The organism is Rossellomorea aquimaris (assembly GCF_003315075.1).
GTDB lineage: Bacteria > Bacillota > Bacilli > Bacillales > Bacillaceae_B > Rossellomorea > Rossellomorea aquimaris_C.
The window spans coordinates 313243-328345 of record NZ_QNRJ01000003.1 but is presented as its reverse complement, the minus strand read 5'-3'; the positions used below and the strand labels follow the sequence as shown (position 1 = coordinate 328345).

19 protein-coding genes and 1 pseudogene are annotated in these 15103 nt (G+C 44.6%); 8 read left to right on the top strand and 12 right to left on the bottom strand.

The window, feature by feature from the left end; genetic code table 11:
* Positions 1–57: 57 nt before the first annotated feature.
* The 3 genes from DET59_RS06250 to DET59_RS06240 all read right to left on the bottom strand — a co-directional run bounded on the left by DET59_RS06250 (position 58) and on the right by DET59_RS06240 (position 1591).
* Positions 58–741, bottom strand: coding sequence for an MBL fold metallo-hydrolase (locus DET59_RS06250; RefSeq protein ID WP_113968737.1), 684 nt, complete (start codon positions 739–741; stop codon positions 58–60).
* 75 nt (positions 742–816) lie between these two features.
* A complete protein-coding gene (locus DET59_RS06245) occupies positions 817–1050 on the bottom strand; it encodes a DUF3953 domain-containing protein (protein WP_113968736.1) in 234 nt (77 codons plus the stop codon).
* A gap of 145 nt (positions 1051–1195) precedes the next feature.
* Positions 1196–1591 carry a VOC family protein gene (locus tag DET59_RS06240; RefSeq protein ID WP_113968735.1) on the bottom strand — a complete coding sequence of 132 codons (396 nt, stop codon included), beginning with the start codon at positions 1589–1591 and terminating at the stop codon, positions 1196–1198.
* A gap of 327 nt (positions 1592–1918) precedes the next feature.
* Between DET59_RS06240 and DET59_RS06235 the strand changes: the two genes are divergently transcribed.
* The 4 genes from DET59_RS06235 to DET59_RS06220 all read left to right on the top strand — a co-directional run bounded on the left by DET59_RS06235 (position 1919) and on the right by DET59_RS06220 (position 5243).
* Entirely contained in the window at positions 1919–2488 is a 570-nt protein-coding gene (locus DET59_RS06235; RefSeq protein ID WP_113968734.1) for a DeoR family transcriptional regulator, read from the top strand.
* 17 nt (positions 2489–2505) lie between these two features.
* The gene (locus DET59_RS06230; protein WP_113968733.1) at positions 2506–3849 is read left to right on the top strand and encodes a PepSY-associated TM helix domain-containing protein; all 1344 of its coding nucleotides are present in this window, start codon (positions 2506–2508) and stop codon (positions 3847–3849) included.
* Between the two features lie 16 nt (positions 3850–3865).
* Complete coding sequence (locus tag DET59_RS06225) at positions 3866–4330, top strand: FixH family protein (protein ID WP_113968732.1); 465 nt, start codon at positions 3866–3868, stop codon at positions 4328–4330.
* Between the two features lie 151 nt (positions 4331–4481).
* Positions 4482–5243 carry a DUF3891 family protein gene (locus DET59_RS06220; protein WP_113968731.1) on the top strand — a complete coding sequence of 254 codons (762 nt, stop codon included), beginning with the start codon at positions 4482–4484 and terminating at the stop codon, positions 5241–5243.
* 58 nt (positions 5244–5301) lie between these two features.
* Here the strand turns inward: DET59_RS06220 and DET59_RS06215 are convergent, their stop codons facing one another.
* The gene (locus tag DET59_RS06215) at positions 5302–6342 is read right to left on the bottom strand and encodes a zinc-binding dehydrogenase (protein ID WP_113968795.1); all 1041 of its coding nucleotides are present in this window, start codon (positions 6340–6342) and stop codon (positions 5302–5304) included.
* A gap of 229 nt (positions 6343–6571) precedes the next feature.
* On the opposite strand from DET59_RS06215, the gene DET59_RS06210 reads away from it, so the two are divergent.
* Both DET59_RS06210 and DET59_RS06205 read left to right on the top strand, forming a co-directional pair.
* The gene (locus DET59_RS06210) at positions 6572–7264 is read left to right on the top strand and encodes a GntR family transcriptional regulator (protein ID WP_113968794.1); all 693 of its coding nucleotides are present in this window, start codon (positions 6572–6574) and stop codon (positions 7262–7264) included.
* Positions 7265–7266: 2 nt separating this feature from the next.
* Entirely contained in the window at positions 7267–7884 is a 618-nt protein-coding gene (locus DET59_RS06205; protein ID WP_113968730.1) for a sterol desaturase family protein, read from the top strand.
* 125 nt (positions 7885–8009) lie between these two features.
* On the opposite strand, the gene DET59_RS06200 is transcribed toward DET59_RS06205, so the two are convergent.
* The 5 genes from DET59_RS06200 to DET59_RS06185 all read right to left on the bottom strand — a co-directional run bounded on the left by DET59_RS06200 (position 8010) and on the right by DET59_RS06185 (position 11397).
* Complete coding sequence (locus DET59_RS06200) at positions 8010–8549, bottom strand: hypothetical protein (RefSeq protein ID WP_113968729.1); 540 nt, start codon at positions 8547–8549, stop codon at positions 8010–8012.
* Complete coding sequence (locus tag DET59_RS21565; protein WP_181778069.1) at positions 8540–8716, bottom strand: hypothetical protein; 177 nt, start codon at positions 8714–8716, stop codon at positions 8540–8542. The genes DET59_RS06200 and DET59_RS21565 overlap by 10 nt, the downstream gene beginning before the upstream one ends.
* A 178-nt stretch (positions 8717–8894) precedes the next feature.
* Entirely contained in the window at positions 8895–9986 is a 1092-nt protein-coding gene (locus DET59_RS06195) for an ABC transporter permease (RefSeq protein WP_113968728.1), read from the bottom strand.
* Positions 9983–10909, bottom strand: a complete 927-nt coding sequence (locus tag DET59_RS06190; RefSeq protein ID WP_113968727.1) for an ABC transporter ATP-binding protein — start codon at positions 10907–10909, stop codon at positions 9983–9985. The genes DET59_RS06195 and DET59_RS06190 overlap by 4 nt, the downstream gene beginning before the upstream one ends.
* 59 nt (positions 10910–10968) lie before the next feature.
* Positions 10969–11397: a DUF6526 family protein gene (locus DET59_RS06185; protein ID WP_113968726.1), complete on the bottom strand. Its 429-nt coding sequence runs from the start codon at positions 11395–11397 to the stop codon at positions 10969–10971.
* A gap of 614 nt (positions 11398–12011) precedes the next feature.
* Between DET59_RS06185 and DET59_RS06175 the strand changes: the two genes are divergently transcribed.
* Positions 12012–12203 (top strand): hypothetical protein, encoded by a 192-nt coding sequence (locus DET59_RS06175; protein WP_113968724.1) that lies wholly within the window; start codon positions 12012–12014, stop codon positions 12201–12203.
* A gap of 125 nt (positions 12204–12328) precedes the next feature.
* On the opposite strand, the pseudogene DET59_RS21980 reads toward DET59_RS06175, so the two are convergent.
* From DET59_RS21980 to DET59_RS06165, 3 genes and pseudogenes are all read right to left on the bottom strand, one after another.
* A pseudogene (locus DET59_RS21980) lies at positions 12329–12532 on the bottom strand (ABC transporter ATP-binding protein); the annotation flags it as partial.
* A 79-nt stretch (positions 12533–12611) separates the two neighbouring features.
* Positions 12612–13325, bottom strand: a complete 714-nt coding sequence (locus DET59_RS06170) for a YetF domain-containing protein (protein WP_181778068.1) — start codon at positions 13323–13325, stop codon at positions 12612–12614.
* A gap of 13 nt (positions 13326–13338) precedes the next feature.
* Positions 13339–14037, bottom strand: a complete 699-nt coding sequence (locus DET59_RS06165) for a YetF domain-containing protein (RefSeq protein WP_113968722.1) — start codon at positions 14035–14037, stop codon at positions 13339–13341.
* Positions 14038–14284: 247 nt separating this feature from the next.
* Here DET59_RS06165 and DET59_RS06160 point away from each other — a divergent pair, with 247 nt between their 5' ends.
* On the top strand, positions 14285–15058 hold the full coding sequence (locus tag DET59_RS06160; RefSeq protein ID WP_113968721.1) for a TerC family protein: 774 nt from the start codon (positions 14285–14287) through the stop codon (positions 15056–15058).
* The last annotated feature ends 45 nt before the right edge of the window (positions 15059–15103 follow it).

Here is a 15103-nt window from a genome sequence, read left to right as displayed (position 1 = left end):
AGAGAATCGTACAAAAAGAAGGGATGGGCATCTACTTCCACCCACCCCTTCCACTCTTTATTTATCCTTATCCCCAATAGTGATTAACTCTTCAAGGAACACGTCAAGATCCCCCACTAACACTCCGCCATGGCCTGTACACATCACGTCCGGGTCGTATTCCTGCATGATTCTTAGTCCGTTCAGAAATACCGGTAAGTCCAACTTTGCAACTCCACCACCTTGGAGATATTCAATCCAGGCCTGTCTAAGATCGTCCCCTTTTGAAACAAGCCCCCCATCCGACAAAGGATCCCCAAAGAAACAGAGGAAATCCCCCGTAAACAGAGTTCTGGTGGGCCGATGAAAGAAAATCACCGAACCCGGAGAATGATAGCCGACTCTGGTATATTCGTAATCTCCTATCGTTCCCCTCTCAAGAAGCTTCCCGCTAATGGAAGAAGCCACCGGCAACGTCTCATCAGCATGAATGACCTTTCGTGCATTCGTAAATAACGTCGCCCCTCCCACATGATCCTCATGACCATGGGTGACGAGCATAAGCTTTACATCGTCTGACGTTTTCCCGATTTTGTTTAGGGCGTGCTGGAGAAACACCACGTGCTCCTCTTTACACGAATCGACCACTGTCAATCCAGCTTCTTCCTGAATCAAGTACGCATTGGTATATGTATTCCATTCCGCATCCCAAACCGCCACCACATATATATGATCCTTCACCCGTTCTAACAGATAATCCACAGTCGCTCCCCCTTCTGATCTCTACTAGAATCCATTCAACAAACTGGGGGGATTCTCCTTTTTATGATGAAGAAGTTAGTAGATAAAGCCTTCGATGGACACCAGGAGCAATAAAGCAGATACGCCAAATAACAGATAGCTTCGATAAGACTTCCGGTTCTTCTGGCGTTCTTCCGCTCCCATGATCACCATGAGGATCGCCAATCCTGCCATGGTAAAAGGAAGCATTTCATTATGATTTGAAAACAGTCCATAAAGTGATAGACCCAGGACGATGATGCTGATCGTCATTCTTATTTTTTTAAGCATAGTTTTTCCCTCGTTTCGTCTTATACAAGTGAAGTTCTTCTACATCCTTATTTTACCACATTCATGATCCTTACTATATAAAAAGGCGTCTAACCTCCATTTCAGGTCAGACACCCATCCATTCGCTAGTAACCTTCTACCAACCCTACTTCGCATCCTTATCCGGCTGGTGAATTCCAAATACATTGCCTTCCGTATCTGTGTAGTAACCTTGCCACGCCATTCCCGGAAGGGCGTACTTAGGCATCGCTACCTTGCCACCATGGTCAAGAATGAGTTTCTCCGTTTCATCATAATTCTCAACACCCATCGTACACGAATATCCGTTCATCGGCTGGTTCGGTTCTGGAGGGGCACTTTGACGCTGCATCAACGCGCCATTGATTCCCATCTCGTTCTCGTCCCCGGTCACAGCCCCGACGTAAGGCATTCCGGCGTATTCACTCCAGTCCTCGAACTTCCAGGCGAATACTCCCCCATAAAACGTTTTTGCCCGTTCCATATCATCCACATGTACTTCGAAATGCACTAATCTCCCCATTGTTCATACCTCCTTGAATTCTATCATTCACTATAATCATTCTGTTTTAGAACCAAAATCCCTTCTTTTTCCTTCAGGACTCTTCAAAATTAAATCAAAATCTGAAATTCTATGATCCAAATCATATTAGAAATCGTTTCCTTAGTGCCTCTCTATAAAGAATTCGAAAGCGAGAAACCCAATTGTGTGAGAAATATGAAGACCAATTGTCCATTTTGTTACAAGTCAACATTTTTTCACATTTTCTAACAATCATTCTCTTGAATAAACTATGAACCTTCCATACTATTTAACTATAAAGCGATTTCATTCGAAAGGACGTTGATTATGCTGCCCATCGACAGACAACAACAGATTTTAACATGGCTGGAAGAGGAAGGGACACTGCGTGTATCGGAAATCAGCTCCCGGCTTGAGGTTTCTGAGATGACGGTGTATCGGGACTTGAAGCCTCTTCTTGAAGAGAACAAGGTCCACAAAACCTCCAACGGCATTTCAACCATCATGGATCAGGGCATTCCGACGAATGCCTGCATCTATTGCCTGAAGCCGGCAACTTCCAGAAGATCGGTTCAATTAGTGAAGAAGGATCACACGATCGAGCAGGCCTGCTGCCCTCATTGTGGATTACTCCGTTACGGGGACATTCAGGAAGAGGTGGTGCAGATCCTCTGTCGCAATTTCTTAACGGATATGACCATAAGTGGGAAGACCGCCACTTTCCTGATCAATGCGGACTTAAACCTGAACTGCTGCCAGCCCCAGGTCATCGTATTCGAATCGGACAAACAAGCCAGACAATTCCAAACAGGATTTGGAGGGCATCTTCACAGTTTCAAAGAGGCCATATCGGTCATTTCAAAAGAAATGTCAGGTACAGACTGCTGTCATGACTAAGAAAAGAGGAACCCACTATGCGTAAAAAATCGAATATGTCTCCTTATCAAACGATTTGGAGATGGCATTTCTATGCGGGGATCATCATTTCCCCGTTCTTACTGATCCTGGCTGTGACGGGGTCCATTTATCTATTCAAGCCCCAGATCGAACAGAATCTTTACAAAGAATATTACGAGGTCAAAGCACAAGGGGAGAAACTTCCTGCTTCCGAACAAATCGAAGAAGTGAAGACACTCCACCCGGATGCACAAATCACCAAGTATCGTCCGGGAGAAAGCCCCGAGCGCTCCAGTGAAATCGGTATCAGTACCGAAGATGGTTCAGCCACTGTCTTCCTGGACCCCTATACCGGGAAGTCACTTGGCGAGTTAAAGCCTGAAGACCGGATCATGGATAAAATAGTGGAATTCCACGGGGAGCTGATGGCGGGAACTCTCGGAGACCGCATCGTTGAGCTTGTCGCCTCCTGGGCCATCGTCCTAATTGTTACAGGATTATTCCTATGGTTTCCCCGGAAGAAGGACAAGCTGTCGGGAGTGTTCTTCCCCCGTTTCGGTAAGGGAAAAAGCATCCTGCGCCGGGATCTCCACGCTGTACCGGCATTCTGGATTACATCGGGAATGCTGTTCCTGATCATGACAGGCTTGCCTTGGTCGGGCTTATGGGGAACGAACTTCCAGAATCTCATGACCAATTCAGGGGCCGGATATCCTCCATCCATCTGGACAGGGGATGCACCACAGTCCGTCCTGAAAACAAAAGAAATCGCCGACGTCCCTTGGGCAGCGGAAAACCTCGAGGTCCCTGTATCGGCACTCGAAGGCTACACACCTGTATCGATTAATGATGTAGTGAACATTGCCGAAAGAGAAGGAATCGATCCGAGCTACACGGTGTACATCCCTGAGGATGAGAAAGGCGTCTATACCCTATCTGCCTTCCCTGCCAAAGCTCAGAATGAGGTCACCATGCATCTTGACCAGTATTCAGGAGCGGTCCTGGCTGATTATCGCTTCGACCATTACGGTATCGGCGGAAAAATCGTCGCCATGGGGATCACCCTGCATACTGGCACACAATTCGGTTTCATTAACCAATTGATCAGTCTCTTCATTTGCCTCGGGATCATCATAGTGGTGCTGAGCGGATTCTATCTATGGTTAAAGCGAAAACCGAAAAAGGAAATGGGAGCGCCGAAAGCGCCAAGCATCTTTAAAATGAAGCTCTTCCTGCTTCTCATGATCATCTTGGGCATCCTCTTCCCACTGGTTGGAGTTTCCTTAATCGTGATCCTGCTTCTTGACTGGCTGGTTATCAAACGGATACCTGCTTTAAATAAATTCCTCGGTGCGGAATAAGAAAGGACGATGCTTCATGAAGAACCGTAAGAAATACCTTGGTCTCATCCTGATCTGCACGATGCTCGGAGCCTGTTCCCCGAAAGAGGATGCAGCCGACCTTTACCGTCAGGAATCCCCCCTTCAGGCGGATATCACCATGCCTGAAGACTTTTCCGGAAGTGAGCCGATCAAGATTGCCCTTACACAAAGCGGTCAATCCGTCGATGATGCCGATTTTGTCCATGTCGAAATATGGAAAGGTGACGGCTCCTTACATGATCAAATGGAAGAAGCCGAAAATGCCGGGGATGGTAACTATACATTCAACAAAAAGCTGACGGACGATGGACTCTATTACATCAAGGTCCATGCCGGAAGCAACGGATCCACCATTATGCCGACCCTGCCTTTCGCTGTCGGTGAGCTGTCCAAGGCTGACGTCGAAGCCCTGAACGATCAAACTCCAGATGATAGTGGAAACCAGGAATCTCACCACTGATGACAAAAGACCGAAAGCAGATACTTGCTTCCGGTCTTTTCTTTTGAATGAAAGACTTCCCTCATAATCACTTCCCCCATATTTTCCCTCTAAGAGACTACACCTTTGCTATAATGGATTCATAGATAAACCACAGAAAGGAGCCCTCATCATGATCATTCGGGAAACCAAGGATTCATTTATCATGATCAGACAGCATGACCATGCCTATTTATCAGGCGAAACCATCAAGCACTTGAAGCCGTCTCTACTAAAATCAGATTCATTCTTTGACGATGCCTTATACGCAGCCTATCAGCACGACCGGAGCTGGATCGGTTTGGACGACACTCCGATTTGGAATGACAGGGAAAAGATCCCCTACACCTTTTCTGACTACCCTCTCCTGCCAAAGCTCGCATTCTACAAAATCGGTGTGGACGAGATTGAGAGGGTGAACACCTATGCGAGTCTCCTGTGCAGCCTGCACTTCTGTTCCTTCTTTTCACAATCTAACAATAAAGACTGCCTCGTCTTTTTAACAGGAGAAGCCAGGAGGCAAATGAGACTTAAGGAGGCGTTCCCTGACCTAGATGAAGAATTGCTTCAGCAGCATTTCCGCTTACTGCAATTCTCAGATAACCTGTCCTTATATCTTTGCCTGAATGAGCCGGGAGTGGATAAAGAGGAGGAACATCCCTGGTTTAAAAATGGATTTCAGAATACAGAGATGTTTCATCCGGAAAATCAGCCGCTTATGGCCCGGTGGATGAATGAAAAGGAAGTGACCCTTGATCCTTATCCTTTTGAGAAGGACTTCCGCGTATCCTTACCGTACAAAATAGTCGCAAAGGGATTGATTGAAGAGAAGGGGATTGCTGAGGCTTATGAGAAGAGTGATATGGGTGAAAGAGTGATTTTCGTTCGCCAATAGTTTCGAAAAAAATAGAAAAACATGAGGACGGCTTGCTCCCCATGTTTTTCTTGAAATATTATTTTTCCGGAAGCAAAAGGATCTTCCCCAGTTTTCCAGAGTTCTTGAAGTACGTTTGTGCTTCTCCCGCTTTTTCGAGAGGATAGGTACGATCGATGACCGGCTTGATCTTACCTGCAGTGATGGCGTCAAGCATCCGTTTAAACTCGTCTCTCGTTCCTAATACGGATCCATATAACGTGATATGTTTTAAATAAACGGTCCTAAAATCGAGTTCCGTCTTCTGTCCCCCGGCCGAGCCTGATATACAAAACTTCCCGCCATTCTTTAAAGCGCTTATGGATGTCGCAAACAACGCATCCCCGACTACGTCCAATACTGAATCCACCGGACCTCCATTGACTTCCATTATTTCATCGGCAAGTGAAGGGGACTTATAGGATAATACATGAGTCGCCCCCAGTTCTTTCATTCTACCTTCTAAACCCATGTCTCCTACAATCGCAATCACCTTCGATTCAAATACGTTGGAAGCGATTTGAACATTCAACGACCCTACACCGCCATTGGCACCGGTCACGACGACCGTTTCTCCCGGCTTAGCCTGGATCTGCTCCACCATATGCCATGCGGTCAATCCGCTGACAGAAAAAACGGCACTTTCTTCATATGTAGAGAGAGGCATATCATAACAGAGTTCTGACGGCCAAACGACGTATTCAGCATACCCTCCATCATATTCGGAACCAATGAACGACATATCCTCTGAAATATGCTCATACCCCTCAATGCCACTTGAAGTGAAAGGAAACAGAACGACATTCTTGCCGATCACCGTCTCAGAAACATTGGAACCTACTCCTACGATTTCACCGGTTATATCGGATCCCGGAATTCTCGGGAACTGTACACCTTCAGGACGCCAGCCTGACTTCTCCCCTGTTCCATATGCGCCTTCTCTCATCCAAATTTCCGTATTGTTTATGGCACACGCCTTTACCTTTACAAGGACTTCACCTTTTCCCGGAGTCGGGATCGAAATATCAACCAGTTCTAATTTGTCGATTCCTCCATATCCGGTGACTTGAACAGCCTTCATCATACTCGCCCTCTCTTCTATTGAATCTTCATGATTAGTTTATACCCTTATCGGGAAGCCATACAGACTCTTGTTTATTTCTATTAACTTCCCTGAACAACCTTGGTCAAAACATCTAAAATATCCACACACCACCATAATTTTCAGAATTAATTGACAAATAAACCACATTAGAACATATAATGGTATTACCATATAAAAAATTGGTATGACCAATCAGGAGGTGTACATTCCAGTGAAAGGACGTTCATCCGACATCATCGCCGGAAAACTCATTCAATCCATTTTAGAAGGGCACATCAAGGTTCATGAATCCCTACAATCAGAAAGAGAATTGGCCACCCGTTTTCAAGTGGGAAGACCTACCATCCGGGAAGCACTGCAGCGGATGGAACGGGACGGCTGGATCACGGGACGGAAAGGGATGCCCGCTGTTGTGAACGATTATTGGAAACAGGGGAATTTAATGACGATCGTGAATATTCTCGAGCACCAGGAAGAAGTACCCGATGAATTCATCCATCATATGCTCGAGCTGAGAATCTCTTTGACACCCACCTATTTCAGGGATGCCCTGAACCATCACAGGCTCAAGATCATTACACTCTTCGTTCCGCTTGAAGAGGTGCAGGACGATGCGCGATCATATGCGGATTTCGACTGGCAGCTGCAGCAAAGCGTGGCCAAGTTATCGGCGAACCCCATCTATCTCCTCATCCTGAACAGCTTCAAAGACTTCTATAGCAGGATGGCGGAGAAATATTTCAGCGAGCCGGATCATCGCAAAGCTTCGCGGGACTATTACGAAAAACTGTTGGACTCCATCTTAAAAGGGGACATGGAAGAGGCAGAGCACCTCATTAAAGAAATGATGGAAACCAGCTTAAGGTTGTGGAAACAAAAAATGAATGGGGGAAGTTGAGGATGAAAGAAAATCGATTGTATCGGGATTTCTTCTTACACTTTGATATTTTGGTCATGGTAGGAATCTTTCTTGTGGTGGTCGGCTTTTTGATGACCATGGAGCTTTCTTTATACGCCTTCTTATTTTTTGCCATAGGGATCGTCGCTTACATGTTCAGTGAATACCTCACCCACCGCTTTGTCTTTCACATCAAGTCACCGAAGAACGCTTTTCTTCTAAAATTGATGAAGCGCCTGCATTACGACCATCATAAAAAACCGAATGACCTGAAGCTCCTGTTTTTACCCATTTGGTACAGTGTACCGAGCCTGTCCATCCTATGTCTGCTGTTTTACTTCGTGATCGGCTCGATCTCAGCCACCCTTGCCTTTGCAACCGGCATCCTGTTCATGTTCTTTGTCTACGAGTGGAAGCACTATGTCGCCCATCGCCCCCTCAAACCGAAAACACGGTTCGGGAAATGGCTCAAAAAGACACATGTCCTGCATCACTACAAAAATGAAAACTACTGGTATGGCGTCTCCACCCCCTTCGTCGATGCGCTGTTCGGCACCTTGAAGAATGAAAAGGATGTGGAAACGAGTCAAACTGCGAAGGATTTGGAGAAGAGGGCGTGAGAAAATCCAATCGGGTTGATCCGATTGGACTTTCTTTATTCATATCAACATGAAATAACCAACTCTACAACCAAATAAAAAAAGAACCCAGGTGATCCTAAGCTCTTATCTTCAAGAAGTGTCTATTAAAGTCTCAGAAAAGCTAATAGTTTTTGGTTGCTATTAATCTGTAAGATTTTAAATTCATTTTTTATATAAAAATCATTTAAATAAGGAATATCATCATACTCTACACAAACCCTTAAACCTGTTAAATCAAAAATTAATTCGCAGTTTTCAAGCGCTAGCCCAAGTATAACTTCCCCGCTAATTGCACCCTTGTATCGATCAGATCTCCCTAATTGAGCAATCAGAATAGAATTAAATACTACTGCTTCTTTATCTCCGGTTAATTTCCTTCTTGATTCCTTTGAGACTTCACCCGTAATTTCAAATGGTTTTATCAAGAGAGTGAAATAACCAATTATTTCTATTTCACTCTCTTGATCATCGTCCACAACTAAACTCGTACGGGTAAAAGCTCTATTTTCATTTGGAATGGCTAATGAGTGCAAGAACGATTCAACATCCTTATTCTTCTCACATTTAAACGAACTCAAATAATGGATGATTTCATTCTCGTCTTCGGCTACTTCCAACAAACTCGATAAACTGATTACTTGCATCGACGTTTGTTTAATACCCTTTCAGCATTTGCCATTCTTTCCGTTTTATTAAGCTTTAAATCATTTAATATACCAGTATTCTTAATGATCGTACGCGGAGAGGAAATAATTTTTCTTGAAGCTTCCTCATCGAGGGAAAATCGCTGAGAAATTGTTTCAGTAGTCATCTTACCATCCTCCTTCTCACACATACCCATCACCCTTTTCTTAAAAAGTAGTAATTAGTATATGCCATTATTAGTAAAATTATAACATTTCCTAAAAAGCTAATCCACTCTGTAAAACTCCTCTAAGTTCATTTCCAGAATATCTCTTTAATAAAAACTGTCTATTTTATAATCGTTTCTACTCCCACTTAAACACATAACTAGCCAGCGTAAACCCGCCAACCAGCCAGGCACCCAATATCAGCGTCTCCATCCCCAATTCCATAAACGGGGTTCCAAGATTCATCGTTTCCCGCAACGCCGAACTCAAATGGGCGATCGGCAGCACCTTCACGATCGGCTGGATGAGATCCGGCATATTGTTGATCGGGAAGAACACGCCACCAAGAAACAGCATCGGAAACGTCACGAATCCAGCAATCGGACCGGCACTCTCCGGGTTCTTTGCCATACCGGCGATAATGAAGCCAAGTGCCATAAACGCAAGGGTTCCAAGAATGATGAAGAAGATCATGGCAAGCCACGAACCGGCGACGTTAATGTCAAAGATGAGATCGGCGATCAGGACGACGAGCAATGCCTGTGTTCCGTTTAGCATCAGGCGCGCCGTGATCTGGGCTGCGATGAACGTGGATGCTTTCAATCTCGTCCCCTGCATTCTCCGCAGGATCCCCCGTTCACGCCAGGCGGAAATTTGACCCGCCACCCCGTTCATGTTGTTGCTCATGATCATCATGGCAACGATCCCCGGTACCAGGAAATCAACATATCGGAGGTTCAGCGCCTCGATTCCTACCTTCTCGACCGTCACTAGCGGCTTATAGTCAACCAGGTCCTTGCTGTATTGATCGATGATGCCGTTCACCACCGTCAATCCAAGCTCTGACGTGGTCAGGTTTTTTTCATTATAGTACACAGGAAGAGAGGAAGCCTCCTCCCCATCTTTAAGGTTCGCTTCATAGCCTTTCGGGATTTCGATGAGAAGCTGGATATCTCCATTTTCAACGGCTTCTTTACCCGTCTTGACGCTCTCATATTTCGTGGTCTCGAGTCCCTCATTTTTATAAAATAAGTCCTTTAAGTCCTTCGAAGCTTCAGATTGATCCCCGTCGATCATTCCTACTGTTAACGAGAGGGAATTCCCCCCGCCTGCAAAGGACCCGAGTGCCACCATCAGGATGACCGGGAAGAGTAACGTAAAAAAGAGGACCTGCTTGTTTCGTCCAAAGATCCGTAATTGTGCCAAGGTTAACTGCCAATAAGCTCTCATGATTCCCGCAACTTCCTTCCTGTCATATGAATGAATACATCCTCTAATGTCGCCTGGCGCGTCTTTAGATCCTCGATTCTCAGATTGTGTTCCGTCGACACGGAAATCAGGGAGGTCAACGCCAGCTGAAGCTCATCGGTATAGAGCTGGACGAAGCTATCCTTGATCGCCGCTTCCTCCACTCCATCCATTTTCAAGAACCATTCCTGTTCAGGAGGATTGTTGAGATGAAATTCGATCGTACTCGTTGACTGCAGGGATTTCACCAGATTCGTCGGCGTGTCCAGGGCGATCAATTCCCCTTGATCCATGATGCCGATGCGGTCACAAAGCACATGGGCTTCATCCATATAGTGCGTGGACAGAATCACCGTCTTCCCCCGCTCCTTCAGCCGCAGCACAATGTCCCACAACGTCCGTCTCGCCTGGGGATCCAGTCCCGTCGTCGGTTCATCCAGAAACACAATCTCCGGATCATGAATCAGCGCCAGGGCAATCGCGAGACGCTGCTTCTGCCCGCCCGAAAGCCCCTTGATCCGGTCCTTCCGCTTCTCGGTCAGGAGCATATCCTCAATCAGTTGATTGATATCCACATGACTCGGATAAAAGCTCGCATACAAATGAAGGATCTCCTCGACCTTGAGGAGCTCAAACAACGAGGTCGACTGTAGCTGGACCCCGATCACCTCTTTCACCTTATTCACTTCTTTCCGCACGTCGTACCCCGCAAGTGCGGCCGTCCCTTCATCGGGCTTACGAAGTCCGACGAGCATCTCGATCGTCGTCGTCTTCCCGGCCCCATTCGGACCAAGCAAGCCGAAGATTTCACCCTTCTCCACCTGGAACCGCACTCCCTTCACTGCCGTAAAGGAACCATATCTTTTCACTAAATCTTTTACATCCACCATGACTTCGTTCGGCATAACGAGCCTCCTTTAACAAAAATGTAACCGCCCAAGAGTGAGCGGTCCTTCTGTGTTGTTTATACGCGATGATGATCTGCACGCCAAGTTTGTATCGTTTTTTTAATATCTTTGGCCGTTAAGTTCTCTGTTAATGTACGGTCCACTAATCCTGGGAATTCTTCATCAGGAGCAAAGCGGAGCGCAATCATCTGCTTCATGGATAACCTGGCATCCGGCGGATTCCCCGTTAAGCGATAATAGCGGAAACTTTCCTCCGTGCGGATGATGCGATCCTGTAGCTGAAGAGCATAGGTTCTTAGCTTTATCCCTATCAGGATGATCGTCAACACAACAAACAGCACCACAAAGCTGAGCAAAGTCTCTGTCCCGACATTCTTAACGAAAAACGTAATCGTCAGGATAAGTGTGATGAGTGATAATAGCGCAATCCCAGCATGATAGGCAGGATCGATCTTACTGTGGTTCTCATAGTTTTGCTGTTTCATATGTACCTCCTGAAGGTTATAGGTTTATTATAACGTAGTTGCGGAACAAAAAAAGAGCACACCTAAGAATATTATTCCGGTTTGAGATCTACCATTCCAATTAGATCTAAATCTTATTGGCACCAAGATCAATGGGCCATCCTACTTTGCGTTTGCATTAACACCTATATTTTTCCATATGATAATGGTAAGATGGTAGCAGAAGCACCACCTACAGGACGTTCACCTGCTTTTACCTAATAAGGTTTAGAAAAAGGAGGTTTCAAAAATGGTTTGGTTATTCGTTTTGATTCCCTTATCCTTCATGGCTGGGGTGGTTATCGTGGGCAGTATTAAAGAATCATTTTTCTCCCAGGGCTATCTCAAGGGGGAAAGTTATGACACCCACAGGGCAGAAGGACATAACAGTTTCAGCAGGGGACAGTCTAATTCCTACAAGTGGTACACAGGTGGAAATTGACGCAAACATCATGCAATCAGGTTTAATTCAGTAGCTTGCAGAGTAAAAAAGCAATAGTTGAAGGAGATCACCAAGTAAACATCAGAAGCAACACCTTCAAGACGATCACTTGCTTTTACCTAACAAGGTTTATAAAAAAAGGAGGTTTTCCAAATTGGTTTGGTTATTCGTTCTGATTCCCTTGTCCTTTATGGCTGGGGTGGTTATCGTGGTCAGTATTAAAGAAACTTACTTTTCTCAAGGCTATCTTACTGGTGATTGCTATGATACACACAAGAGTGAAGCTTATAATGCTTATTGGAATGGGCAGTCTAATCAGGCAAGGGGTTCTTATTGTGCCTGGTAAAGGGTAGTTCCTTTTTATAAGTCGGCTTTTTACTAAGGCATTGCTGAGCGCAATGCCTTTTTCCTGTTGAATAGCTGGGATACAGATTTTTCGATTACAAAGAATTTGATTGAAATGTCCCGTTTTTACTTTATCTTATTTATTTGTTCCGTCAGCTCTTTAAACTTTCGATCCAGTTCTGCATATTCCTTATCCCCCGGCATCATAAAACTGAGCCTTCCCAACACTTCCTGTCTCTCCGTCTCAAGCTTCAACCGCCATTCTCCCTGGTCATCCCGTTCTGAAACTGGTTCATTTAACTGCTTCCCGATGGTTCCATTCTCGATTACAAATTATAGCAAAAGGAAAAATGAAGTTCCGCCATTGGATGTTACCTATTCATTTAGAACATTTGAATGAGGTCAACTTTTAGTTATTTTCATTCTTTAATACATACAATTTCTTTGATTTATTCATAGTACCCAAAAAGACATCATTTATATCTGCGATGTTTTCTTTAAACAACTGACTCATTAGCCATCCTTCGTCTACTTGAAATTCCTTTAAGTTCTCATGTACGATCTTACCTTCATTTATGACGACGAGGGGGATATCAGTTGCACTTACAGGGAGATTCAGGTCCTTGGGTGTCACATGGGATTCCCGATCGTATTTCATGACGGATATAAACCCGTTTGGCTCTAAGATGGCATATTTGACCTGGCTTATATCGAAGACATCGTTTACCCGGAGTTCAGATAGGAGCAGCTCGACATTGATAAATTGCCGCTTTAGATTTTTCAGCACAATCCTTCCATTATCGATCAGGATTGCAGGCTTCCCATTAAAGAAGAAGCTGAACCTTCTGTTTTTCAGTGAAATCAGGCTGAACACGATGTGCCAGAAGAATAAAGTCAACAACGGAACCAGCATATAAGTAAATGATACCTTTCCATCCAACAAGGGAGATACCGTAATGGCACCGAGAATCCAAATCAGGGCAAAATCATACGTTGTCAATTGGCTTACGGATCGCCTTGATACCAATCTTCCCACAAAGAATCCAACAACTCCGACAATCAGTGTCCTGATTAAATACCCCCATAATGATATCTCCTCAATCACTCCAAATACATCAGGCAATGAAAGCTCCTCCTTAATGAATGAACAATTCATTCTGTTCGGTTATAAGACCAAGATTGACCTCTTCAATATCCGTTACATTCTGCTCTTTTAATTGGAAGTAAACCCAGTCTATACTAAGGTGTTTCTCCTTCATTATTTTTCTATCAACTTTTCCGTCATAAATCAAAATTTTAGTGAGTTCTTTCGTGGTCATTGGAATACCCATACTGGATTTAGTGACCGGTAAAGAAAGGCTGTCTTTCGCTACACTGAAATCTCCGTTCGGTTCTGCAATGACATATTCGACATTTTGCAAATCAAAGACATTCTTCTTTCTTAATATAGATAACAAGTTATCGATGGTGAGCATGGACTTCCTTAAATTCCCTTTACTCACTTTACCTTTTTTTACGAGGACTTTCTGTTTTTTAGAAGCAATGTAAGGTGAGACCTTTATGTAACTATAAGAGACCAATAAGATGATTAAGATATAAACAAATGTGATCGCAATCGCATCAATTGGCCGTGAAGCGGGCTGCACCATTCGAGATGCGGCAATGTGACTAATACCGGCAGCCACCAAAAAATTATAAGGAGTCACAATACCTGGCTGTCGAAATCCCAACGATTTATCTGCTAAAAAAAGAACAAAATACAAAATCGTGGTCCGGAGAAATAACTCCAGATAATTAAGCTCTTCCGCTTTAAAAAGTAAATTTTCCCACTCCAAGATAATCCATCTCCTTAATAACCCTAGATGATTAATTAATGGGGTATGTTATTAGTATTTGAGGTATGTCACTAAAGAATACCCATTCTATTACCGTTTTCTTGGAACGGAGTCTGCCCGTACTTTTCTCTCGAAAAAACTATCGTCCTTAAAGTATCAGATGTAAAATAAGTGGTAAGATAAACACTGTGGACTTATTTTCGAAAGGATAACATCACTGCCTTTTCACTAGGAAGGAGTTTTACGTTTGGAATCAATCTGGTTAGAATATGGATGGACATTACTGATCCTTATCGGCCTTGAAGGCTTGTTATCAGCGGATAATGCCCTTGTCCTCGCCGTCATTGCGAAACATCTTCCGGACGATGAGAAGAAAAGGGCCATTAAATACGGGATTTTTCTTGCCTTTGCCTTTCGTTTTGGTGCCTTGTTTGCGATTTCCTTTATCGCAAATGTCTGGCAAATCCAGGCGATTGGTGCAGCCTACCTTCTTTACCTGGGCTTAAAGCATGTCATCAAAGCACGTTTTGGAAAAGAAAACGAAAATATTCGTGAAGACACAGAAGAGGAAGCTGCCGGAAAAGGCTTTTGGCCGACAGTCGGGAAGATTGCATTGGCAGACCTTGCCTTTGCGATTGATTCGATCCTCGCAGCCGTGGCCCTTGCCCTTGGACTCCCCGATTCTCCCCTTGATGATTTTGGCGGGATGGACGGCGGACAATTTATCATCGTTGTCCTCGGAGGAATTGCCGGGCTGATTTTGATCAAATATGCTGCAACCTGGTTTGTGCAGCTGCTTGAAAAGCGCCCTGCTTTAGAGACAACCGCCTATGCCATTGTTGCCTGGGTCGGGGTGAAGCTCGCGGTCATCACACTGGCTCATGAAGATATTGATATCCTGGATCACGATTTCCCTCATAGCACCCTTTGGACCCTCACGTTTTACGGAGTCCTTGTGGGTATCGCCTTGTTTGGGTGGTTCGCACCGGGTAACAAAGAATCTCAGCATAGTGAAAGTTAAATAAAAGAAATGCCCTGTGAATCTTCACAGGGCATTTCTTTTCAA

Bases quoted from the DNA above. Each gene is read 5' to 3' on its own strand.
- DET59_RS06245 (WP_113968736.1), bottom strand. From the start codon at position 1,050: ATGCTTAAAAAAATAAGAATGACGATCAGCATCATCGTCCTGGGTCTA.
- DET59_RS06240 (WP_113968735.1), bottom strand. From the start codon at position 1,591: ATGGGGAGATTAGTGCATTTCGAAGTACATGTGGATGATATGGAACGG.
- DET59_RS06235 (WP_113968734.1), top strand. From the start codon at position 1,919: ATGCTGCCCATCGACAGACAACAACAGATTTTAACATGGCTGGAAGAG.
- DET59_RS06230 (WP_113968733.1), top strand. From the start codon at position 2,506: ATGCGTAAAAAATCGAATATGTCTCCTTATCAAACGATTTGGAGATGG.
- DET59_RS06225 (WP_113968732.1), top strand. From the start codon at position 3,866: ATGAAGAACCGTAAGAAATACCTTGGTCTCATCCTGATCTGCACGATG.
- DET59_RS06220 (WP_113968731.1), top strand. From the start codon at position 4,482: ATGATCATTCGGGAAACCAAGGATTCATTTATCATGATCAGACAGCAT.
- DET59_RS06215 (WP_113968795.1), bottom strand. From the start codon at position 6,342: ATGAAGGCTGTTCAAGTCACCGGATATGGAGGAATCGACAAATTAGAA.
- DET59_RS06205 (WP_113968730.1), top strand. From the start codon at position 7,267: ATGAAAGAAAATCGATTGTATCGGGATTTCTTCTTACACTTTGATATT.
- DET59_RS06200 (WP_113968729.1), bottom strand. From the start codon at position 8,549: ATGCAAGTAATCAGTTTATCGAGTTTGTTGGAAGTAGCCGAAGACGAG.
- DET59_RS21565 (WP_181778069.1), bottom strand. From the start codon at position 8,716: ATGACTACTGAAACAATTTCTCAGCGATTTTCCCTCGATGAGGAAGCT.
- DET59_RS06195 (WP_113968728.1), bottom strand. From the start codon at position 9,986: ATGAGAGCTTATTGGCAGTTAACCTTGGCACAATTACGGATCTTTGGA.
- DET59_RS06190 (WP_113968727.1), bottom strand. From the start codon at position 10,909: ATGCCGAACGAAGTCATGGTGGATGTAAAAGATTTAGTGAAAAGATAT.
- DET59_RS06185 (WP_113968726.1), bottom strand. From the start codon at position 11,397: ATGAAACAGCAAAACTATGAGAACCACAGTAAGATCGATCCTGCCTAT.